This window comes from Paenibacillus sp. FSL H7-0918 (genome assembly GCF_038007025.1).
GTDB classification, from domain to species: Bacteria; Bacillota; Bacilli; order Paenibacillales; family Paenibacillaceae; genus Paenibacillus_AQ; species Paenibacillus_AQ odorifer.
This window is the reverse complement of sequence record NZ_JBBOWJ010000003.1, coordinates 372748-395345: the sequence shown is the minus strand read 5'-3', so window position 1 is coordinate 395345 and position 22598 is coordinate 372748. Positions and strand designations below refer to the sequence as shown.

The following is a 22598-nucleotide window of genomic DNA, read 5'->3' as shown; positions in this document are numbered from 1 at the left end:
CTTGTAGTCGATATAAAGTGACTCATACATAGGGAGAATTCAATGAAATGAGAGGAATAGGCAATGATTTAATACTATTATGATATCTGTTTTGTGAAAAATTGTTGCATACTAAAATAGTACCCAAACTAATTTAGCTGGATTAACGTGCTGAAAATAATGCAGACTACGTCGAACGTTGAACTTTGACTGAACTTCATGCGAAAGGAAGATCACAGATGCAAATGCGTAAATTAGGAAATAGTGGCTTGGAAGTTTCGGCAATAGGGCTTGGCTGTATGGGAATGGATCATGCCTATGGAAAGCCAGCCGATCGTAATGAAATGGTTAAATTAATTCGCAGAGCAGTTGAACTAGGATGTAATTTCTTTGATACTGCTGCTTTTTATGGAGATTCCAATGAGGAATTAGTAGGCGAAGCCCTTGCACCACTAAGAGATCAAGTTGTGATTGCAACTAAATTTGGAATTTTAGGACAAGAAGCTGTAGACGGTCAACCTCAACTTATTTTGAATAGCACACCAGATTCTATTCGTGAACAAATAGAAGGCTCATTAAAAAGGTTGAAGGTCAATTGCATTGATTTATATTATCAGCACCGAGTGGATCCGAATGTCGAACCTGAAGCTGTCGCAGAAACAATGAAAGATTTAATAGCTGAAGGGAAGATTAAAACATGGGGAGTCTCTAATGCACCGATTGATTATATGAAACGAGCACATGCTGTATGTTCGATTACTGCAACCCAAAATCAGTACTCCATGATGTGGCGTGAACCGGAAAAAGAGTTGTTTGAGCTTTGTGAAGAGTTAGGAATTGCTTTTATCGCTTACAGTCCATTAGGAAATGGTTTCTTAAGTGGTAAATATACCAAGGAAACCAAATATGATGAAGGTGACTATCGAAGTTTCATGGGAAGATTCAAACCTGATGTGATTGATCATAATCAAGTGTTATTAGATTTAATTACTCAAGTTGCAAAAAGTAAAAATGCAACACCAGCTCAAGTCGTACTCGCGTGGGAATTAGCTCAAAAACCATATATCATTCCAATTCCAGGCACTACAAAATTAAACAGATTAGAAGAAAACCTATATGGAGCTGATCTCAAATTAACAAAGGAAGATGTAGATAGTCTAAATGAAGCTTTGTCTAAAATGGATATTGATAGTTCACACTTTTAAATAGAGCTATATCATCAACTAATAGGAGGATTTTTTATGCAAAAAGTTATTTTGAACAATGGTGTTGAAATGCCGATACTTGGTTTTGGGGTTTTTCAAATTCAAAATGAAGCTGAATGTGAACAAGCTGTTTACGATGCGATCATGTCAGGTTATCGACTGATAGATACCGCAGCCTCATACCTAAACGAAGAAGCGGTGGGAAGAGCCCTCAAACGGAGTGGAGTACCAAGAGAGGATCTATTTATTACTACGAAATTATGGGTTCAAGATACAGGATACGAACGTACAAAGGAAGCATTTGAAAAATCCCTTACAAGATTGCATCTTGATTATTTGGATTTGTATTTAATTCATCAGCCATTTGGCGATGTGCATGGTTCTTGGCGGGCGCTGGAGGAATTGTACCGTGAAGGAAAAATCAGAGCGATTGGCGTAAGTAACTTCCAGAACGATCGTCTGATTGATTTGATTATTCATAATGAAGTAACACCTGCCGTTAATCAAGTTGAGACACATCCCTTCTGCCAACAAATTGAAAGTGCTGCATTCATGAAAGAAAACAATGTTCAGATTGAATCATGGGGTCCATTTGCTGAAGGTAAAAACAACATGTTCCAGAACGAAGTTTTAGTATCAATAGCTCAAAAATATAATAAATCTGTTGCCCAAGTGGTTTTACGCTGGTTGACGCAAAGAGGAGTTGTTGTGATTCCAAAGTCTGTCCGGAAAGAAAGAATAATTGAAAACTTTAATATCTTTGATTTTGAATTAAACTCAGAGGATATAGAACAAATTGCGCTGTTAGACACAAAAGAGAGTTTGTTCTTTTCACATAGAGATCCTGTAATGGTAAAAGCGTTAAGTACCAGGAAGCTGGATATCTAATTTTCTTAGGATCTTGTTGGTTTTTATAAAAGATGGGTTAACCATAATTAAGGGGTTAACCCCTCTTTTATTTATATGAACACCCTTAGCCTTGAACAGTTCATTCTAATTTGAAGGTTTAAGAATAAAGGCAGCTAAAGTTTGTGAATATCGCATTATAATCTTGATCTTCTCCAGTGGCGTACAAACCAATAAGCACACCTGTGAATCCTCCGGCTATTTCAGAGGATAGATATTTGGTTTGCGCAGCTCCGAGTAAGATCTCAGTACCGTCTACCTGGATATAAAAGTGATAATGCGTTGGACTGCTTTTGACAACTAATGAAGCATGGTTGCACTGACCTATATTTTTTGTTTTTTCAATGGATTTGATATCTCCGATATTCAGCCGTTCGATAATCTCATAACCCTCTGGATGTTTACGCAAGGCCAAGTCATAATGGTGATTTTCGTCCATGTAAAGTGTAATTCCGGCTTCACCATTCGTAAGGCTGACTTGGCAGGAAATAATTGCGTTAAAATCTTTTTGACGTATACCAATAAATGTCGGAGTAGCCGGGATATCTAACGTAACTGCTGTTCCTTTAAGCTTTATTTTATCAGCTTCTAACCGATAATTTTCTGTAACCGGGTGACGCAGGTAACACCAGTCCAAATTCCAATCTGTATTCTCGAACGTAAAGACTCTTTTCTCCTGCTGAATGACTGTGTCCGCAATACGATCAGTCTCGAAACTTATAAGTGTGGTACCTTCCTGACCTGCTGTAAACCATCCATCCTCGCCAAAGGTAATCGGAGTTAGAAAAACCTCGCGCCCCAAATGGTGATAGGTAAGATACTGGCCAGTCTGCCGGAATCCGAGATGTAACAGCCACCACTCCCCCTCATGGTCTTGTACCAAATCTCCATGTCCAACTCCCTGAAGCTCGTAACCGCCTAAATTTCGATTAGTCAATACGGGGTTATGCGGGTAGGCTTTGAATGGACCAGTAGGAGAATTGCCTCTTGCATAAGTAACCATATGCCCATATTCGGTTCCACCCTCAGCAGCTAGTAGATAGTATTGTCCATTAATTTTGTATAAATGAGGACTCTCCAAATAACGCCCACCGGATCCTTGCCAGATTGAACGGCTTGGCGACAGCTTCTGCCCAGTTTCAATTTCAATTTCACATTGGACTATACCATTAACTCCGTAATCGTCTGTCCCATTACTCATGAAATACGTTTTGCCGTCTTCAAAATACAAATCCGGATCAATACCGCCTTGATCTACATTAATCGGATCAGACCATTCGCCGTAAATATTGTCAGTCCAGACATAGAAGTTCTGGCGCAGAGTGTCATTAGTGGTCGTCATGTAGAATCGTCCATTATTGTACCGCAGGGTGGGGGCGAATACACCACCGGAGCTATCCACAGTATCCAGTTGAATCTGGTTCTTTCGGGTTAAGCAATGACCGATTTGGGTCCAATTAATTAAATCTTTGCTTTCAAAAATCGGAACACCGGGAAAATACTGAAAGGAACTGCAGACCAAATAATAAGTGTCTTCAACTTTACATGCGCTGGGATCAGGATAAAACCCTTTGATGACCGGGTTATTGTATTTCATTTCTCCACCTCATTAATTAATTCATATAAATAAGAATTCAATATATTTAACTACTAAGAAAATTAAACACTATTGCTTATAGGTTTTCAATGAATCGGGGTTGAAGATATACGTTATATTTATTAAATTAATATATATGTAATTTCAATAAGCACAGGTCAGGTGATTATGATGATGATCAAAGCAAACGGCGAAGCAAAATTCATGTCGTTGTATGAAGCGCTGGCAAGCGAAGTCAGATGGAGGATTATGAGCCTCATTGCAGATAATGAAATGAATGTGAAGGAGATCGCGGCTAAGTTAGAGCTTAGCCCTTCCATAGTTACTATGCATATCCGAAAGCTCGAACAAGCTGGACTTACAGGAAGTCACAGGATACGCCTAAACGGAGGAACACACAAAATGTGCTTCCTTAAACAAAAAAGAGTTGAAATCGAACTCCCCACTGCCACTCAAACTCCGAGGATCAGAGAGCAGACCATTTCAGTCGGTCATTATACCTCGTTTGATGTCCATCCTACATGTGGTCTTGGGACACAAGAGAAAGAGATTGGGGTTTGGGACGATCCCCGCTATTTTCTCGATCCCGAGCGGGTCAACGCCGGCATTTTGTGGTTTGGGAGAGGTTACGTAGAGTACAAAACGCCTAACTACTTACTTCCCGGTCAAATGCCCGAGGCCATCGAGATTTCAATGGAAATTGCTTCTGAAGCGCCAGGCTTGAAAGATCATTGGCCTTCGGATATTGAGTTCTTTTTTAACGGTGTGAAGCTTGGAACTTGGACCAGTCCGGCAGACTTTGGAAGAGCGGCACGAGGCATATATACTCCGGATTGGTGGCATCGGAATGTAAATCAATACGGGTTATTGAAGACGATCCGCATTGACACTTCGGGCACATTTATTGATGAAGAAAGGATGTCGGACATTACTGTCGCAGATATTTTGCTACGGGAACAATTCTGGACGCTTCGGTTCGCAGTTGACGAGAAGGCTGTTAATGTTGGTGGTTTGACACTTTATGGGGCTGGATTCGGTAACCATGACCAAGATATTTTCATTCGTGTGTACCTAGGAACGATGACCTAATGAAGCAGGATAGTTCAGTTATAGTTGTTTTCTCCATCCAGTTTATCAGCTGGAGCTGGTAAACTATCCATATATTGAAGAAGTTGAAAGGAGAGATATTCTGAATTATAACGAGGTTATTAAAATCGCTGATACACACTTACTTCCATTAGTGAATGAATTGTACGGATTGGAAGGTTGTGAAATCAGGCTTATCAATGCACATGAAGGAGGACGGAATGTCGCATATAACTGTGATAAAGCTGATTCTGAAGCAAAAATAATCAGAATTGCCTTCTTAAGTGACAGAAGCCGAGAAGATATTTTGGGTGAAGTGGAATATATCAGGTATTTGTACGAGCATGGCGGCAGTGTTTCGAATGTGGTCAACTCCCAGAAGGGGAATCTGCTGGAAACGATAACTCTTAATAATCATACCTTTTTTGTCTGCTTGTTTGAAAAGGCCAAGGGGGGTATGCTCGTGGAAAATAATTATCAGTATCGGGAAGGCGTTCCTATTACGGAATACTATTATAACTGTGGCAAAGTTCTTGGAAAAATGCATCAATTATCGAAGGGTTATACACCTGTCCATTCCCGGTATTATTTTTTTGATAAATACAATGCCGATTATATAGATAAGCTAATACCTGACTCGTTATCTCTGTTGAAAGAGAAACTGGTAGATCTCTTAACAACCTTAGAAGGGATGGACAGGAATCACGAGTCTTTTGGGATGGTTCATTTTGATTACTGCGATGGGAATTATATGATCGATTTTGATACAGGGCAAATAACTGTTTTTGATTTCGATAACTCCTGCTTTTGTTGGTATATGTATGACCTGGCAAATCTCTGGACACTTGGAGTGGGCTGGATACAATTTGAACAAGACACTGATAAACGCAAAAAGTTTATGGATGATTATTTTAAAACAGTCCTTGATGGCTACAGATCCGAGACCAGGATCGAAGATTCGATGTTAGACACATTGCCATTATTTATCCAAGTAACCCTCATGGAAAACATCGTTGATGCATTCGAGGTAATGCGGAACAATGGTGAAGACCCGGAATGCGATGAAGAGCTGTCATATCGTATAAAATGTCTAGAAGACGATATCCCATATGTAGGATTTTTCCATGAAATTTACTCATGTGATGAACCCTTTGAGTATGAGAAACGAGATATTTAGGATGAGGGTGTTTTTGATATGCTGCGGATAAATTCATATGTAGACTCAAATAAGCAGGAGTTGGAGTAAATATGGCTTACGAAAAACCGGAATTGACCATGAGTGAAATTGAAAAAGTACTGTGGAATCATCTTGGACAGGGAGCGGCTGAGATTACACCGTTGTCTGGCGGCAATATAAGCAACGTGTTTTCTTTTATTTTAGAAGGAAAAGACTATGTTGTGAAATTCAGCGATTTGGAACGAGCATATGAGACCGAACAATTTGTATCTAATTTGCTACTCGACCAAGGTATCCCTTTCCCAAAATGTTTGGGGTTAGGGAGGACTAATCAGTTAACCTATTTGATCATGGAGCGAATGGAAGGTCGCAATCTATCCGATTGTACAGCAGAGGAACAAACCCGTCTGATGCCAGAAATTATCGGCATTTTAACAAGAATGGCCGAAGCGGATATTGGGGGAACTAACGGTTATGGTTGGATCGGACCTGACGGCAATGGTTCCTATTCATCTTGGAAAGACTTCGTCATTGCCGTAAATGCGGAAGATCAGACGGGGACATTCTGGGAGAATTGGCATGAACTCTTCCGCACGTCTTGCTTGGAAAGAGACGTATACGAAGAAATCTATAGTCGTTTGATGACCTATGTACCCTATAATGAATCTAATAGAAGCTTTATACACGGAGATTTTCAACAGTGGAATATGTTGTCCAACGGAACACGGATAACCGGCATTATTGATGGAAATTGCATGTATGGCGATTCTCTCATAGACCTTGCGGTTCTCAACAAGCATATGCCTTGGTGTGATGTCATTAACACATATCAAAATTATCAAAAGAAAGCTAGAATAGTAACCCCGAATTTTGAGGAGCGGCTAATCGGTGCCTATTATTTTAAGGGACTCGATGGACTTCGATTCTATGCTAAGATGGGCTGGACAGAGGCTTATCAGGACACACGGCATTTTCTTTTAAACCTAAAAGTGTAATAACTGACGCTTTACCTTATCATAAACATTTAAAAGCCGCATAATTGCGGCTTTTTGTATATAAATATCAAATTTCTAGGAGCAAATTCCCCACTGGGATTATAGCCTAGGCTGACGACCTGTAATAAATGCACCTGAACTTGCCATTAATCCACTATCTATAGCTTTGTCCAACTTGATAAAATGTAAGCGCAATCATTTAATCAATCGATTGGAGGAGTATGGCATGAAAAAGATTGGGGCAGGTTTTATATTCTTACTTGTGATGTGCGCAGCCTTATCCACAACTACGTTCGCGAAACAGCCTTATTCATCCTATTGGTTTCCGGAGCAATTGCTTCAGTGGAGTCCGGCATCCGACCCGGATGCCGCATTTAACCGGAGCACAGTGCCGCTGCAGGACCGTTTTGTAGCAGATGGAGTCAACGCTCATGCAACCAAAACGCCAAAAGTCATGGCTTTATCAGCACTGAACCCGGGAACAAGCGGAGTTCCATCGCAGGGTTCAAGCAAATTCGAAGCTAACACATTTACCTATTGGCAATATGTTGACAAGCTGGTCTATTGGGGTGGTTCCGCGGGCGAAGGGATCATCGTACCTCCAAGCGCTGATACGATCGACGCGGCTCATAAAAATGGGGTGCCGATCATTGGAACGGTATTCTTCCCACCAACCGTATATGGCGGGAAGTATGAATGGGTCAAGCAGATGCTTCAGCAGAATAGTGACGGCTCCTTTCCTGCTGCTGACAAGTTGATCCAGGTTGCGAGCCATTACGGATTTGACGGCTGGTTTATTAACCAGGAGACTGAGGGCGGAACGCCGGCTGACGCACAGCAAATGCAAGCTTTCCTAAGTTATTTGGAGTCACACAAGTCAAATTCTATGCACATCGTATGGTATGATTCCATGACCAATGAGGGCAGTATCAGTTGGCAAAATGCACTTAACGACAAGAATGCGATGTTCCTGCAAGACAATAAAAAGCAAATAACAGACAATATGTTCCTGAACTTTTGGTGGAAGGATCTTAAAAGCTCGGCAGAGAAGGCTAGAAGCTTGGGCAGAAGTCCTTATGACTTGTATGCAGGCATCGATGTCGAAGCCAAGGGTTACGATACAAAGGTGAACTGGAATCTGTTGTTTCCGGATAAAGATCCTGCCGTTACTTCCCTTGGTATTTACCGCCCCGATTGGGCTTTTAACAGCGCAGAGAGTATGGAAGATTTCTTCGTACGCGAGAATAAATTCTGGGTGGGTCCAAACGGGAATCCGAGTAACACCTCGAGTGATCAAGCCTGGAAAGGTATCGCTAACGATGTGATCGAATCATCACCAATCAATGAGCTGCCTTTCACCACCAACTTCAACACGGGAAGCGGACAGAAATATTTTGTAAGAGGGAAGCAGGTGCGGGATAAAGGCTGGAACAACCGGAGTCTGCAGGATATTCTTCCCTCCTGGCGCTGGATTGCAGACAGCAAAGGTACCCCGCTTTCACCAGTGCTCGATTGGTCCGATGCCTATTACGGCGGCAGTTCGTTGATGGTATCAGGCGTGCTGAACCCTAACAATGCGACACATTTGAAGCTCTACAAGACCGACCTTAAGATCGAAGCAAGCACAAAGCTGTCTATTACGTACAAAACACAAAATAAGCCAAGCGTGAAGGTTGGTCTTTCATTCGCAGATCAGCCCGATCAAAATATCTTCCTTAATGTGAAGGATAAGACATCGCCAGACTGGACAACTGAAACATTGAATTTGACCCCATACAAAGGGAAACGGATCGTAGCGTTGTCACTGTATTTTGATTCTAAGAATGAGGTTAATAATTACAACATTCAAATTGGCCAGCTCTCCATTCAAAATGCTAATGACCCAATCAAACCACTACCCGCGGTTCGCGATCTTAAGGTCACTCAAACTGATTTTCGCAATGGTATTTATGGAGATGCCAGATTACAGTGGAAACAGCTTGACCAACAGGTCAAGCAATACGAAATCTATCGAGTGCTTCCAGATGGCAGTGAGATGTTCATAGGTGCAACACCAAATCATGTGTTTTACGTTCCTGAGATGCGAAGAATAGACAAAGAAACTATCACAGTATTGAAGGTTGTTTCCGTCAATGGAAGATACGAGCAAGGTCAATCCTCTAGCGTGAAGATCAGCTGGCCGGATTATCCAAAGCCGACTGCGGAGTTCAAAACTGATCAAACCCTAGTCGCTCCAGGCGAGAGCGTAAACTTCACCGACCTGTCGACTGAAGTGACAGAAGGATGGTCATGGACCTTCGAAAGTGGAAGCCCCGCGGTCAGCACATCAAAGAACCCAGTTGTGACGTTCGCTCAGGAAGGCGTTTATAGTGTGACGCTGACTGCAACTAACAGCTCGGGCCAAGACACAATTACGAAAAAAGCGCTTATCACAGTGAGTAAGGAAGCTGGAGCAGTGAAAAATCTGGCACTTGGTAAAACTGCAACAGCCGATCATGCCTGCGGGGAAAAGGAAGGGGCACCTAACGCCGTAGATGGTAAAGTGACGGATAACAGTAAATGGTGCGCAATTGGCAATCTGCCCCATTGGCTTCAGGTCGACCTCGGCGCCGAACATCAACTCAGCGCTTTTGTCATCAAGCATGCTGAGAGCGGAGGAGAATGGTCCGGTTTTAATACCAGTGATTATACGATTCAGGTCAGCAGTGACGGAACGAACTGGACGGATGTCGTCAACGTCCAAGGAAACTCGGCTGCCGAGTCGACTGATTCAATTGCGTTAGTAAAAGCCCGCTATGTAAAATTATTGATTCTCAAACCTACGCAGGGAGCCGATACGGCAGCGCGAATCTATGAGTTTGAAGTGAAGGGATTATAATATACCCTATTACGTCATTCTAATATTAAAGCAAATAAACCGTAGGCCACTTGAGGGGCTACGGTTTATTTGCTTTAACACTAATGATAGCTGAAATCAAAAAAAGAACCTGATTTATCTCATCAGATTCTTATATATTGCATATGAAAAGACACGATGATATAATCAACTCACGACTGAATTTATATAGTTAGGCATAATAATTGCATCTTATATATTTAGTTTATCATGCCATTAAATTCTTGTCAATTTTTTTCTCAATTTAATAGTTAGGAGCGATAATAAATGCGTTCTTTAGTTCTCGGTTTTCAGGAAGTGGACAATACACAGCTTTTGCTCGTTGGCGGAAAAGGGTTAAATTTAGGGAAACTATCACAAATAGAAGGAATACAAGTACCAGAAGGATTCTGTATTACAACAGTAGGATATCACCAAGCCCTCGAACAGAACCAAACGTATCATGCTTTTTTGGATCAACTAACTATGCTAAAAGTAGAAGATCGGGATCAAATCGGTGAAATCAGTAGGAAGATTCGGCAAATCATTATGGAAGCAGAAATTCCTTCCGATGTTGTGAAGGCAGTTTCTCACTATCTCACCCAGCTGGGTGATGAACATGCTTATGCAGTGCGTTCTAGTGCGACCGCTGAAGATTTACCACATGCCTCTTTTGCAGGTCAACAAGATACCTATTTAAATATCATCGGCATAGAAGCAATCCTTCAGCATATCAGCAAATGTTGGGCTTCTCTATTTACGGATCGTGCCGTAATCTACCGTACGCAAAATGGATTTGACCACAGTCAAGTTTATTTATCCGTTATCGTTCAAAGGATGGTTTTTCCACAGGCTTCAGGCATTTTATTTACCGCTGATCCGATTACTTCTAACCGGAAACTACTATCCATCGATGCCAGTTTTGGACTTGGCGAAGCTCTGGTCTCTGGCTTGGTATCTGCCGATGGTTATAAAGTACAGCAAGAGAAAATTGTCGATAAGAGAATAGCGACCAAAAAATTGGCTATTTACGGATTAAAAGAAGGCGGAACAGAGACCCGGCAGATCGAAATCGATCAGCAAGAGACTCAAACACTTACTGAACAACAAATTTTACAATTAGCAAGGATAGGCAGACAGATTGAAGCTTATTTTGGTTGCCCACAAGATATCGAATGGTGTCTGGCTGAGGATACATTTTATATCGTCCAGAGTCGGCCAATCACGACTTTATTCCCCATCCCAGAAGCGAATGATCAAGAAAACCACGTTTATGTATCTGTTGGTCATCAACAAATGATGACAGATCCCATGAAACCGCTGGGATTGGCTTTTTACCTGTTAACGACTCCTGCACCTATGCGTACAGCTGGCGGAAGATTGTTTGTTGATGTCACACCAAGTCTTGCTTCATCTGGCAGCAGAGAAATGATCATAGAAGCCTTAGGTAAATCTGATCCCCTCATAAAAGACGCACTCATAACCATCGTAGAGCGAGAAGATTTTATGAAATTTTCGGCAGATAATGAAAAGGCTTCTACTCCGAGTAAGAGCAATGCAAGCCTGCCACCTAGTGATTCTCAAGTACAACTCGAAAATGATCCGACAATCGTTTCTGACCTCATTAAGAGCAACCAAGCCTCGATAGAAGAGTTGCAACAAAACATTCAAACCAAATCAGGGGCGGAGTTGTTTGATTTTATTCTGGAAGATATGCAGCAGTTAAAGAAGATTCTATTCAACCCACAAAGTATGCGTGTGATTATGGCGGCTATGGATGCTTCAGCATGGATCAATGAAAAAATAAACGAGTGGTTGGGTGAAAAAAACGTAGCGGATACGCTTTCTCAATCTGTACAAGGCAATATAACTTCAGAAATGGGTCTGGCGCTACTCAATCTCGCTGATGTGATTCGGCCTTATCCGGAAGTCATTGATTACTTACAGCAGGTTAAAGATGAAAATTTCTTAAATGAACTGGTTAGCTTTGAGGGTGGGCAGGAAACCCAAGACGCTTTCTATGACTATCTCAGTAAATACGGAATGCGATGTACCGGAGAAATCGATCTTACAAGAACTCGTTGGAGCGAAAAACCAACTACACTTGTCCCCATGATTCTCAGTAATATCAAAAACTTTAAACCTAATGCTGGCCATCGGAAATTTGAGCAAGGTCGACAAGAAGCTTTGAAAAAAGAACAAGAGCTATTAGATCGATTGAAGCAATTACCCGATGGTGAACAAAAAGCGAATGAAACAAAACGAATGATTGATCTCATCCGGAATTTCAGCGGGTTTAGAGAATACCCAAAATACGGCATGGTTAATCGCTACTTCGTTTATAAACAAGCTTTACTGAAAGAAGCAGAACAACTAGTACAAGCGGGAGTTATTCCTGAAAAAGGAGATATATACTACCTCACTTTTGAAGAACTATGCGAAGTTGTAAGCTCCAATAAATTGGATTACCAGATCATCAGCAAACGCAAAGAAGAGTACAAATTATTTGAAAAACTAACTCCACCACGTGTTATTACGTCTGAAGGTGAAATCATTGCGGGGAAGTATAAACGAGAAAACCTCCCAACTGAAGCTATTGTAGGTTTAGCGGTTTCTGCCGGTGTTATAGAGGGACGTGCGCGTGTCGTCTTAAACATGGAGGATGCTGATCTAGAAAACGGAGATATATTAGTTACCTTATTTACTGACCCTAGCTGGACTCCATTGTTTGTATCTGTAAAAGGCCTAGTTACTGAAGTTGGTGGACTCATGACCCATGGGGCAGTTATTGCGCGTGAATATGGCTTGCCAGCAGTTGTCGGCGTGGAGAACGCTACCAAATTGATAAAAGACGGGCAACGAATTCGTGTGCATGGAACAGAAGGCTATATCGAGATATTGTAATGGCTGATTCACGAATGTGGTTTGACAAATTCAAGCTTTTGAATTATTTTTAATAGTGAATTATCAGTTCATTATTAAAAGTGAGGGGCAATATGCAGTCTAAAAAAGATGAAGTGAAACAGGAAATTGAATCCGCCGCTTTAAAGGTATTTTTCCAAAAAGGCTTCTCTGATGCCAAAATGAATGATATTGCCGATGAAATTCAAATTTCTGTTGGAAATATTTATACTTATTTTAAAAATAAAAAAGAGTTGTTCTATTCGGTTGTTCCGCCGTCTTTAGTGGACTATTTGAAGAATGTGTTAGTGGAAAATATTCGCATCGATAACCAGACTTTTTTTGATGATGTTAATAATGAGAAAAAATCAGCTATCGTTCAAGAGCAAATAACTATATTAACCCAGTACAGCAGGCAGATTGTTATTATTTTTGAAAAGAATAAAGGGACCGTATATAGCAATGCCAAAAACGAGCTGATCGATCTGATGATCGAAACTAAAAGGCCCTATATTAAGGATCATTATAAAAGATACGAAATCGGAACCGAAGAAAATATGATTCTGCTGAAGATCATCGCGAACAATGTCATCAATATGATTCTGGATTTATTAAAGCATGAGATGAGCGCCGATAGCCGGAAACGGATTTTTGAGGCATTAAGCTTATACTGGCTGCATGGACTAAAAAGCTTAAACGAATAACGTCAATGCGCCGAATTTAGGTGTGGGGTGGAACTGACGCACAACGCTGCAATGAGGGACAACTAAGTGGATATGCACATTAAGCATCTACGAGGGTCCCTATTTTTTTAATCCAATAATGAATAATAAATTCACTATTGAAAGGTGTAATCATGAAACGGGGGAAGCTACGATGAAGATAGGTTATGCGTTTAAGGACTGCAATGTTATATATGGAGATGCAATAAAAGGCACAGATACCCATATGACTATTTTGATTCAGGAAAACGGATTGATTCGAGAGATCGGGAAAGCAAGCGCTGTAACTGTTCCGACCCATTACCAAACGATCGATTGTTCGGGGAAATATGTGATGCCCGGTCTCATCAACGCGCATGTTCATCTTTTTGCCGATGGGAAGCCATTTACGCTATCTGCCAGTGAAGGGCTGCTGAATTTTGCGTTTCATCATATTTTGGATACGAGACTGGGCAGAAACGTATTGAAGAAACGGATGAAAAAAAATGCCCTAACCGCAATGCATTCCGGAGTAACAACGATGCGTAGCGTAGGTGAATTTTTTTATACTGATGTTCTTTTGAGGGATGAGATTAAGGCAAATCAATTTATTGGACCTAATCTTTTGGTGTCCGGGTATTTCCTGAGCGTAACGGATGGCCACGGTGCACCTTATTTGGCTTTGGTCGGTGATTCACCATGGGAAGGGAGAAGAAATGTAAGAATCAATGTAAAAAACGGAGTGGACCTAATCAAAATATGTGTAACTGGCGGGGTTACCGATGCCAAAAGGGTCGGAGAAGCAGGCCGCTTGCAAATGACGGAAGAAGAGGTGGCTGCCATTTGCGAGGAAGCTCACAAAATTGGGATGCGTGTGGCGGCACATGCAGAAAGTACCGAAGGTGTAAGAGTTGCGTTAAAGGGTGGGGTAGATACTATTGAACACGGCGCGGAGATGGATGAGGAAATGATCAGGCTGTACAAAAATAATCCCAGAGCCTTAAAGGGCTACACCGCTGTGATCCCTACTTTACAAGCAGCTTATCCCAGTGCGAAATTAGATCCGAGCCTGACAAAGTTGAATACAACCGTTAAGGAAAATGCTCGGCTTGTGTATGACTCAATGTTAAAAGGGCTACAGCAGGCTATAGAACATGATATCAAAATTGGTGTGGGCACGGATGCCGCTATGTCCTATGTAACCCACTATGATCTTTGGCGTGAGCTTGATCATTTCATGCGACAAACAAAGCTGAACGCAAGTCAGGTTATTGAACTAGTAACCAAATCAAATGCAGAGATTTTGGGAATCGATCACCTGACAGGTTCTATAGATGTTGGCAAATATGCGGATTTAATCATGATGGAGCAAAACCCATTGGAGAACATAAAAGCTTTGTCGAATGTAGCTATGGTTATGGTCAGAGGGAATTTAATACAAACACCCTCTGTGAACAGAATTCAAGCAGTGGACGAGCTGCTGGATACGGTTTGGAGTATTTAGGAGTGAGATAAATGATTGTAGAAGCTAAGCATATTTCAGCAATTCATGAACTCTACGAATTAGAATTTGTAGCCATAAGATACGCTAAAACTTTGAATTCAAAGACCCTTATTAATTAAACTCCAGATGCGTTCAAACCTGTCTTGGTAGTCAGGTAAATTCCAGGATTCTTTGAAGGATGGGAGGCTAAATACTGCAAACGCAGAGAGAATCGCCTCAGCCCGTTCCAAGTGGGGATCGTGATAGTCCATGAGGCCGTCAATGATTTGGTAGGAATCCCAGAGAACATCGCGTAATACCAGTGGATTGCTATCCACGTATTGAGTATTCAAGGCAAACATCTTGGGATTCTCGTTATAAGCGCGTTTTTTTGCGTTAACAAATGCCCATAGCCAATCGTGAAGCATTTCTTGCGGTTTAGTTAAATTAGTCATATCTAATTTAATTTGTTCTGAAATCATCCGGTTGAACCAGCTCTTAGATACGGCTGCCCAGAGCTCTTGCTTATTTTTAAAGTGCTTATAGAGCGCTGCATGGGTGATACTTAATTCATCCGCAATTTGTGAGAGTGTCACTTCGGATTTTTCCGTGCGTTTAATTAATGCCTCCGCTGTTTCAATAATGAGCTCTTGAGTGATTTTAGCCACCGTACTGCTAACCCTTCTTTCTTCAATAAATTCCCTTTTATCGTTAATACACTTGCGAGTATTCTAACATATAAAATATTCAGTAACAATTGTTGATTTTTGTAACTCATTGTTTTATGCTTGTTGTGTAAGTTACAAAAACAAATAAATGTTACTTTTTTTAACGCATAGGAGGTCATTAATTATGAAAGCAGCACAGATCACCAAATATTCAAAAAAGTTCATAGTAAAAGTGAACGATATTCCAATCCCAGAAATAAGTGATAACGAAGTCTTGCTTCAGGTGAAAGCAGCAGCAGTTAATCATTTGGAATTGCTTATTGGTACCGGAAGTGTAAAGCTGATTCAGGATTATGAATTCCCATTAGTACTTGGTAACGAGCTGACGGGTGTTATTGAAAAAGTGGGTAAGAAGGTGCAAGGTTTCAAAGTTGGCGATGCAATTTATTCACGTCTGCCACTACAAAAAATCGGTGCCTTTGCGGAATACGCGGCAATTAATGCAGATGCCATCGGGTACCTACCTGCCAATCTGAATTTTGTGACTGGTGCTGCTGCGCCATTAACAGGATTAACAGCTTATCAAGGATTAAATGAAGAATTAAATGCTAAAGCTGGCGAAAGCGTGTTTATCCCTGGAGGGTCTGGTTCGTTTGGCCAAATGGCCATTCCTATCGCCAAAAACATGGGGCTCAAGGTCATTATCAGTGGAAATCCAGAAGCACGTGAACGGACAATGGCCGCTGGTGCAGACCAATATATTGATTATACGACTACGAACTATTGGGAACAGCTTAGTGATGTTGATTATGTGATAGATACCTTGGGACCCAGCGAATTTGATCATGAGCTTTCAATTATTAAAGCAGGAGGCCGCCTTCTTTCTCTGCGGACCGGTCCTAACAAACGTTTTGCAGAAGTTTTGGGCTTCTCTGGCTGGAAACAAAAGCTCTTCACCATCGCCGGGGCTAAGTATGATCATAAAGCGAAGAAAAAGAAGATTCAATATCATTTCATTTTTGTTCGCAGTGATGGCGAACAATTAAAGAAAATTACGAAGATTATTGAAGATAATGGGATTGTACCAGCAGTGGACCCTACAGAATTCCATATAGAAGATATTAACGAAGCACTGAATTTTGTTGCTGAAGGTCATCCTAAAGGGAAAGTTATTATCAGATTTTAAGGAGGGGGCTCAATTGTTGTCAAAAAATTCTTTACTGATCATTCTAGAATTGATATACTGATGCAAATTAGATTTAATAGTGTAGTTTTTTTACCTTAACTAGAATGATCGTTCTTGAATATTTTGAAGAAATTTATTAAGGGAGGGATGAATGAGATACAAGTTTAATCGTGAACAAAACTCTATTGAAATGTTGTTAAATGATCAAAAAACTTAAAAGGGAGAGAATAATATGAAATATACAGTGATTACAGGAGCAAGCTCAGGAATTGGGTATGAAACAGCATTAGCTTTTGCTGCACGCGGTAAAAATTTAATTTTGGTAGCTAGAAGATTAGATAAATTAGAAGAACTTAAATCAACAATTCAGAATATTGATCCTAGTGTAGATGTTATTGTTCGTTCAAGTGATCTGTCTGTTACAGAGCAGGCTTACACACTGTATAACACTTTGAAGGAATACCAAATAGAAACCTGGATTAATAATGCAGGACTTGGTGAAGCTTCTTTTGTGGTAGAACAGAATTTAGATAAAGTTGAAATTATGTTACGTGTTAACATCGAATCCTTGACGATCCTTTCTACACTATTTGTGCGAGATTATGCTGATGTAGAAGGAACTCAGTTAATTAACGTATCCTCCGCACTCGGATATGCCATTGCTGTTGGGAGCGTTGCTTATTCTGCATCTAAATATTATGTTAGTGCCTTCACCGAAGGGCTTGCAAAGGAACTAGAGCTTAAAGGCGCGAAATTAAAAGCAAAGGTTTTAGCACCAGCAATAACTGAAACGGAATTTGTGAAGAAATCTATAGATGCTGAAGAATTTGATTACAAAGCAAACATGCCTAAATACCACACTGCCAAACAAATGGCGAGTTTCATGGTAGAGCTTTATGATAGCAATGATATGATAGGAATTGTTGACCAGAACTATGACTTCAATCTGAGAGATCAAATCTATCCAATTATATCTGAGTTTTAAATCGAATTAGATATTAGTCACTAAAATGATCGTTGAAGAAACTGGAGCAAAAAGAACTGGCTTCCCTATTCTTAAACGTGGGGTACAACTTTTTTGCATACGCTGGAAAAAGATTGGAATCTGGATTGTTTATAAGCAGACAAAGTAAGAATTCTTCGGTAAGCATCAGTTAAGTTATCATGTTATGAATAAAATCAAGCATCTTGCTTGATTTTATTTACGTTTTATATATTAGTTTGCGGATCGTTTACTTAAATGTATAATGATTGCTTGAGGTGATTACAATGGCAAGAAGCAAAGAATTTGAAATTAATGAAGTACTAGATAAAGCGATAAAACTATTTTGGATGCAAGGTTACGAGAAAACTTCAATGCAAGATTTGGTAGACTGTATGGGAATTCACAGAAGAAGTATCTATGATACATTTGGTGATAAGCACGCCTTGTATTTGACGGCACTCCAACGGTACGAATCTACTCAAAACAAAAAAATGAGCTTCTTGGTTGAGAAACAAGAACCCGTAAAGGAGATCATTCGACAATTTCTAGAATCTTCGATGAGGAGCGAAGGAGAACCTCAAGGATGTTTCATAGTTAATTCGGGTGTGGAGTTGGGAGTACTGGATCCGGAGGTTGCATCCTTTGTTGAGAATAGCTATTCAAAAACGGAGAAGTTGTTATATGACCTCGTTCAGACTGGCCAGCAAAGAGGTGAACTTAGAATTTCACTGGAGCCCGAGGCTATTTCCCATTATTTAATGAATGCCTGGTTAGGACTACGTACAATGGTAAAAACGGCAACGGACCATGAGAAATTAACAAGTATTATTCATACCATACTGATCACTCTAGATTAAAACTCCTTTATCTAGCACTTGTATCGAATGCCGAAAATAGACAATCAACTTACTGCTACCCGAGTACGCAAAGAATAGAACCGACTTAATACGCCCAGTTTAACTATATAAATACCGCGTCCGACACCAACTGTAAGGAACTAAGAATGCAGACACTAAAAAAAACCATGCTGACGATGGGCTTCTTAGTCAATGTGGATATTAATCTGTCCAAGATCGATAGATACGGCGCACTTCACGGAAGGATTGTTTAGGTTTGCGGTATTCATTAACCAGACCCTTGTTGTTGAAGCCGCGGGCACGGTCGCGAAAGTTCTTGCTGCTGCTCTTCAGATCGCCGCGGATGTCTGCAAACTGCCAGATGTAAGTCCCGCCAATTTTCGAATCATTTTTGAAGATCGCCAGTGCTTCAGTTACAATATCTGCCTGATAATCCTCGCTGAACAATCTCTGCTCCCAGCCCACATCCCCAAATAGTCCAGCACCACCGAATTCGGTCATGAGCACTACCTTGTCACCGGCTCCCATCTGCTCCGCACGCACATGGAACTGTTCCAGCATGTCTTTAAAGCTGGCTGTATCGCCTTCGTACCAACCAAAATATTTATTAATACCGATAACATCGAATAAAGGAAGTAGAATATCTTCGAGTGGATGCATCGTAGCGTAGGTGACAAGCCTAGTACTGTCGAGTTTCTTCACCAATCCGACTAGAGCTTGTGTGAAAGCATATGCTTCTTGCGTCCGGGTATCAATCTCATTATGAACGGACCAAAAGATCACACTTGGGTGATGCATATGCAAGCTGATCATTTCTTCAATCATAGTCAGTGCACGCTCCTGGAAGAGCGGCTCACTTACTGTTTCGTTCGGCAGAAAGGCTCCCCATATCGGAATTTCGCTCCAGTATACAATCCCTTGCTCATCGAGTAGATCAAGCCAATATGGGCTTTGGGGATAATGAGAACCCCGGACGGAATTGCAACCTAACTCCAAAATGATACTGAGCTCCTTGTGCATCAGCTTCGGAGGGAAGGCGAAACCCCACTCAGGATGCTCTTCATGTCTATTCACCCCCTTAAGATAAACGGGTGAACCGTTAATTAGAATCCGATGATCCTTTGTTTCAATATAGCGAAAACCGATCCGTTCAATCTTGTCGTCTTCCTCTGTCCGCAGTTGAAAGGTATACAGTTCTGGAAGACCTACGTTCCACAAACGTACTTCAGGCATAAGCAACTTGAACGTATGACTGAGGGTCTGGCCAGTCTCAATCTGTACTTCTTCCGAGTGCAATTCATGTCCGCTTTCGGAGAATGTGATCTTTGTAGTGTGCTGCTCCTTAAAGAAGGAATGGAGCCTCACCTGAACAGTGACATCGGCATCTGGTCCATGCAGTTCATAATCAATCTTCAGTTGTTCGATGTAAAGTTCAGGCAAATATTGCAGCTCCACCGACCGTATGATTCCCCCATAATGAAACCAATCCACCTGCTCCGTAGGAATCGTAAGTCGGTCCAAGGTGCTGTCCGTCCGGACGATAATCTCATGTTCTCCTGCCCCTAAGGAAGGAACAATAAATTCAAAAGGTGTAAATCCTCCATAGTGATACCCAAGGTGCTGCCCGTCCAAATAGACATCGGTGTGGCCCAGCACGGCATGAAAGATGAGTCTGACATGCTGCGAATTCACAATCTGTATTTTTTTACGATACCAACCGACACCTTCATAATCGTACATTCCCAGTTCATTATTCCAGCACGAGGGCACATAAAGAGACTGCCAAGAATGTGGAAATCGCTCAAACCATTTTTCTTGAACACCCGTATTTAACGGATCCTTCATGAAATCCCAAGGCCCATCCAACAGCGCAGTTCTCCGAATTTGATACTCGCTAAAAGTCCTTAACAAGTGTGTTCCTCCTTTTTTTCCTGGAATGTATTGTGAATTTCAGACATCTTGATAATATGGATAGTAACATTTGGAGTTTAAGCATTGAATAGAAAAAAACGTTACCGTCTTGTTTAAATCGCTCTTTTAGCAGCAGGAGGGGATATTAATTGGAAGAAAATGATTACAAGCTGAATGACCTCACAGTGCATATCCATTTTGTACTCGACAAAGCTACTTATCCCGGCTGGGAGGACATCCGTAACATGGTAAATGTGCACAGCTTGTACTGGATTCATGAAGGTAAAGGGGTTTTCCTGACCAATGTTGAGCACAAAGTAGAGGCTGGAATGCTAATCTATTTAAAACCAGGCCTTAAACTGTCCATGCGCTCGCAGATGGATGCTCCACTTCGCATAACGATGCTGCTCTTCGATTGTGCAGAGCTTAGTTATGATGCGGTATGGAAGGAAGTCAAGCCAATCGGAAAACTGAGACTTCCCTTCTTAAGCCAATATAACCAACAGCAGGCTGAGGAAATTAGCCAGCTGGTCTGGGGGATTCACCAGGACTGGCTGCCCGGACTAACCGATGGCATAGCTGTATCCCGGGCTAAAATGCAGATCCTGCTGCATATGCTGCACCAGACCGTACAACCGGACTGGAATCTGATGGAGTCTGGAGCTTTTGCCGCCTTCGAACAGATCAAGAAAACACTCGAGAACGACTATAAGGATCATCACCGGATCGAGAAATTAGCGGAGAAATACGGCATTTCGCCATCTTACTTGCGGAAGATGTTCCTGAAATTTACGGGGATGGGGCCGAAGGAATACCATATGCACTTACAGAACCAGCAAGCTTGTCGTTATCTGGTTTTTACCGATTATCCAGTTAAGGAAATCGCCAAATTATGCGGGTACTACGAAGAATATCATTTCAGCAAGATTTTTAAACAGCTAAACGGGATGCCTCCGACAGTATACCGAAACAAACAGAGAATCAAAGATTAATTGTCCGCAGAACCACTGGTAAAAAAATCTTGAGGTTATGGTTTTTTTACGGGAAGGACTGTACCATGATAATATTGAACTCATTGAAGCATGTTTAAGGAGGGGAAATTGGGCATGATTATATCACTCAAAAATGTATCATGGCAACGTGATACGACAATGATCTTACGCGATATGAATTGGGAAGTGAAGCAGGGACAACACTGGTGTATCGTCGGTCTGAATGGATCAGGAAAAACGACGATGCTAAACGTCGTGAACGGCTATATCTGGCCGACAACAGGACAAGTCGAGGTGCTGGACCATCGCTTTGGCGATGTGGATTTGAGAGAGCTACGCAAACGAATCGGTTGGGTAAGCACCTCCTTGCAGCAGAAGCTGTACGGCCATCAGACTGCCCTGAACATCGTCCTAAGCGGAAAATTTGCGACCATTGGTCTGTATGATAAGACGAATGAAGAGGATCAAAAGCAAGCCGAGGAGTTAATGGAATTTCTAGACTGCTCTTCTTTGGCTGGTCGTACATATGATACCTTGTCGCAAGGACAGCGTCAGAAAGTCCTCATTGCACGCGCACTAATGGCCAATCCAGATCTACTAATCCTTGATGAGCCGTGCACGGGACTAGATATTTTTGCCCGTGAACAGCTGCTGCAGATGATCGAGAAGATAACAAAGCAACCTGGTGGACCAACCTTGCTGTATGTAACCCATCATATCGAGGAGATAACACCATGCTTCACGCACACGCTGCTGGTAAAGAACGGTGAAATCTACAAAGGTGACGAGACAGTAAACTGCTTGCAGTCAGATGTTTTGAGTGATTTCTTCGATACCCCCGTTGAAGTACAGGAACATCATAACCGCAAGTGGCTTACACTTGCCGGTGATAAGTAGAATATCAAGGCACATCGAATAGGCGAGCAAACCGTTCTGAAGTGGTTTGAAGGATTGCTTGCAGATATAAAAAATGAAAACTAATCACAATATAATTTTAAAATAACCCGCGCACCGCGCGGGTTTTATATTTGTTTGCAAGCTTATAAGCCACGTCCATAAACAGTCAAACGACATATTAACGGTACCTGTAAAAA

17 protein-coding genes are annotated in these 22598 nt (G+C 41.4%); 14 read left to right on the top strand and 3 right to left on the bottom strand.

The annotated features are described in order from the left end of the window. Window positions 1-218 precede the first annotated feature (218 nt). Window positions 219-1184, top strand: a complete 966-nt coding sequence (locus MHI15_RS21640; RefSeq protein WP_076281835.1) for an aldo/keto reductase — start codon at window positions 219-221, stop codon at window positions 1182-1184. Window positions 1185-1220: 36 nt separating this feature from the next. Further along, window positions 1221-2072, top strand: coding sequence for an aldo/keto reductase (locus MHI15_RS21635; RefSeq protein ID WP_312149071.1), 852 nt, complete (start codon window positions 1221-1223; stop codon window positions 2070-2072). A 118-nt stretch (window positions 2073-2190) separates the two neighbouring features. Here MHI15_RS21635 and MHI15_RS21630 read toward each other — a convergent pair whose 3' ends face one another. Next, the gene (locus MHI15_RS21630; RefSeq protein ID WP_339187024.1) at window positions 2191-3687 is read right to left on the bottom strand and encodes a glycoside hydrolase family 43 protein; all 1497 of its coding nucleotides are present in this window, start codon (window positions 3685-3687) and stop codon (window positions 2191-2193) included. Between the two features lie 174 nt (window positions 3688-3861). Between MHI15_RS21630 and MHI15_RS21625 the strand changes: the two genes are divergently transcribed. From MHI15_RS21625 to MHI15_RS21595, 7 genes are all read left to right on the top strand, one after another. Beyond that, window positions 3862-4776 carry an ArsR/SmtB family transcription factor gene (locus MHI15_RS21625; RefSeq protein ID WP_341164842.1) on the top strand — a complete coding sequence of 305 codons (915 nt, stop codon included), beginning with the start codon at window positions 3862-3864 and terminating at the stop codon, window positions 4774-4776. 151 nt (window positions 4777-4927) lie between these two features. Continuing rightward, complete coding sequence (locus tag MHI15_RS21620; RefSeq protein WP_341164841.1) at window positions 4928-5950, top strand: phosphotransferase enzyme family protein; 1023 nt, start codon at window positions 4928-4930, stop codon at window positions 5948-5950. Window positions 5951-6021: 71 nt separating this feature from the next. Further along, on the top strand, window positions 6022-6945 hold the full coding sequence (locus MHI15_RS21615; protein WP_341164840.1) for a phosphotransferase family protein: 924 nt from the start codon (window positions 6022-6024) through the stop codon (window positions 6943-6945). A 226-nt stretch (window positions 6946-7171) separates the two neighbouring features. Further along, entirely contained in the window at window positions 7172-9823 is a 2652-nt protein-coding gene (locus MHI15_RS21610; protein ID WP_340396644.1) for an endo-beta-N-acetylglucosaminidase, read from the top strand. Between the two features lie 285 nt (window positions 9824-10108). Then, window positions 10109-12724 carry a phosphoenolpyruvate synthase gene (ppsA, locus tag MHI15_RS21605; protein ID WP_341164839.1) on the top strand — a complete coding sequence of 872 codons (2616 nt, stop codon included), beginning with the start codon at window positions 10109-10111 and terminating at the stop codon, window positions 12722-12724. 92 nt (window positions 12725-12816) lie between these two features. Further along, on the top strand, window positions 12817-13425 hold the full coding sequence (locus tag MHI15_RS21600; protein WP_076133162.1) for a TetR/AcrR family transcriptional regulator: 609 nt from the start codon (window positions 12817-12819) through the stop codon (window positions 13423-13425). Window positions 13426-13597: 172 nt separating this feature from the next. Continuing rightward, window positions 13598-14926, top strand: coding sequence for a metal-dependent hydrolase family protein (locus MHI15_RS21595; RefSeq protein ID WP_341164838.1), 1329 nt, complete (start codon window positions 13598-13600; stop codon window positions 14924-14926). 98 nt (window positions 14927-15024) lie between these two features. Here MHI15_RS21595 and MHI15_RS21590 read toward each other — a convergent pair whose 3' ends face one another. Further along, window positions 15025-15573, bottom strand: coding sequence for a TetR/AcrR family transcriptional regulator (locus MHI15_RS21590; protein WP_076278517.1), 549 nt, complete (start codon window positions 15571-15573; stop codon window positions 15025-15027). Between the two features lie 184 nt (window positions 15574-15757). Here MHI15_RS21590 and MHI15_RS21585 point away from each other — a divergent pair, with 184 nt between their 5' ends. The 3 genes from MHI15_RS21585 (at window position 15758) to MHI15_RS21575 (ending at window position 18601) form a co-directional block, all read left to right on the top strand. After that, window positions 15758-16759: an NADP-dependent oxidoreductase gene (locus MHI15_RS21585; RefSeq protein WP_341164837.1), complete on the top strand. Its 1002-nt coding sequence runs from the start codon at window positions 15758-15760 to the stop codon at window positions 16757-16759. 232 nt (window positions 16760-16991) lie between these two features. Next, a complete protein-coding gene (locus MHI15_RS21580) occupies window positions 16992-17744 on the top strand; it encodes an SDR family NAD(P)-dependent oxidoreductase (RefSeq protein WP_076190309.1) in 753 nt (250 codons plus the stop codon). Window positions 17745-18028: 284 nt separating this feature from the next. Further along, window positions 18029-18601: a TetR/AcrR family transcriptional regulator gene (locus tag MHI15_RS21575; protein ID WP_076277331.1), complete on the top strand. Its 573-nt coding sequence runs from the start codon at window positions 18029-18031 to the stop codon at window positions 18599-18601. A gap of 201 nt (window positions 18602-18802) precedes the next feature. On the opposite strand, the gene MHI15_RS21570 is transcribed toward MHI15_RS21575, so the two are convergent. Further along, complete coding sequence (locus MHI15_RS21570) at window positions 18803-20512, bottom strand: glycoside hydrolase family 2 protein (RefSeq protein ID WP_341164836.1); 1710 nt, start codon at window positions 20510-20512, stop codon at window positions 18803-18805. Between the two features lie 149 nt (window positions 20513-20661). Here MHI15_RS21570 and MHI15_RS21565 point away from each other — a divergent pair, with 149 nt between their 5' ends. Together MHI15_RS21565 and MHI15_RS21560 are read left to right on the top strand one after the other, a co-directional pair. Further along, window positions 20662-21504, top strand: a complete 843-nt coding sequence (locus MHI15_RS21565) for an AraC family transcriptional regulator (protein ID WP_341164835.1) — start codon at window positions 20662-20664, stop codon at window positions 21502-21504. A gap of 114 nt (window positions 21505-21618) precedes the next feature. After that, complete coding sequence (locus MHI15_RS21560; protein ID WP_076130491.1) at window positions 21619-22401, top strand: ABC transporter ATP-binding protein; 783 nt, start codon at window positions 21619-21621, stop codon at window positions 22399-22401. Window positions 22402-22598: the final 197 nt, after the last annotated feature.

Coding starts and splice junctions, on each gene's coding strand:
- MHI15_RS21640 (WP_076281835.1), top strand. CDS start 219: ATGCAAATGCGTAAATTAGGAAATAGTGGCTTGGAAGTTTCGGCAATA.
- MHI15_RS21635 (WP_312149071.1), top strand. CDS start 1,221: ATGCAAAAAGTTATTTTGAACAATGGTGTTGAAATGCCGATACTTGGT.
- MHI15_RS21630 (WP_339187024.1), bottom strand. CDS start 3,687: ATGAAATACAATAACCCGGTCATCAAAGGGTTTTATCCTGATCCCAGC.
- MHI15_RS21625 (WP_341164842.1), top strand. CDS start 3,862: ATGATCAAAGCAAACGGCGAAGCAAAATTCATGTCGTTGTATGAAGCG.
- MHI15_RS21615 (WP_341164840.1), top strand. CDS start 6,022: ATGGCTTACGAAAAACCGGAATTGACCATGAGTGAAATTGAAAAAGTA.
- MHI15_RS21610 (WP_340396644.1), top strand. CDS start 7,172: ATGAAAAAGATTGGGGCAGGTTTTATATTCTTACTTGTGATGTGCGCA.
- ppsA (WP_341164839.1), top strand. CDS start 10,109: ATGCGTTCTTTAGTTCTCGGTTTTCAGGAAGTGGACAATACACAGCTT.
- MHI15_RS21600 (WP_076133162.1), top strand. CDS start 12,817: ATGCAGTCTAAAAAAGATGAAGTGAAACAGGAAATTGAATCCGCCGCT.
- MHI15_RS21595 (WP_341164838.1), top strand. CDS start 13,598: ATGAAGATAGGTTATGCGTTTAAGGACTGCAATGTTATATATGGAGAT.
- MHI15_RS21585 (WP_341164837.1), top strand. CDS start 15,758: ATGAAAGCAGCACAGATCACCAAATATTCAAAAAAGTTCATAGTAAAA.
- MHI15_RS21580 (WP_076190309.1), top strand. CDS start 16,992: ATGAAATATACAGTGATTACAGGAGCAAGCTCAGGAATTGGGTATGAA.
- MHI15_RS21575 (WP_076277331.1), top strand. CDS start 18,029: ATGGCAAGAAGCAAAGAATTTGAAATTAATGAAGTACTAGATAAAGCG.
- MHI15_RS21560 (WP_076130491.1), top strand. CDS start 21,619: ATGATTATATCACTCAAAAATGTATCATGGCAACGTGATACGACAATG.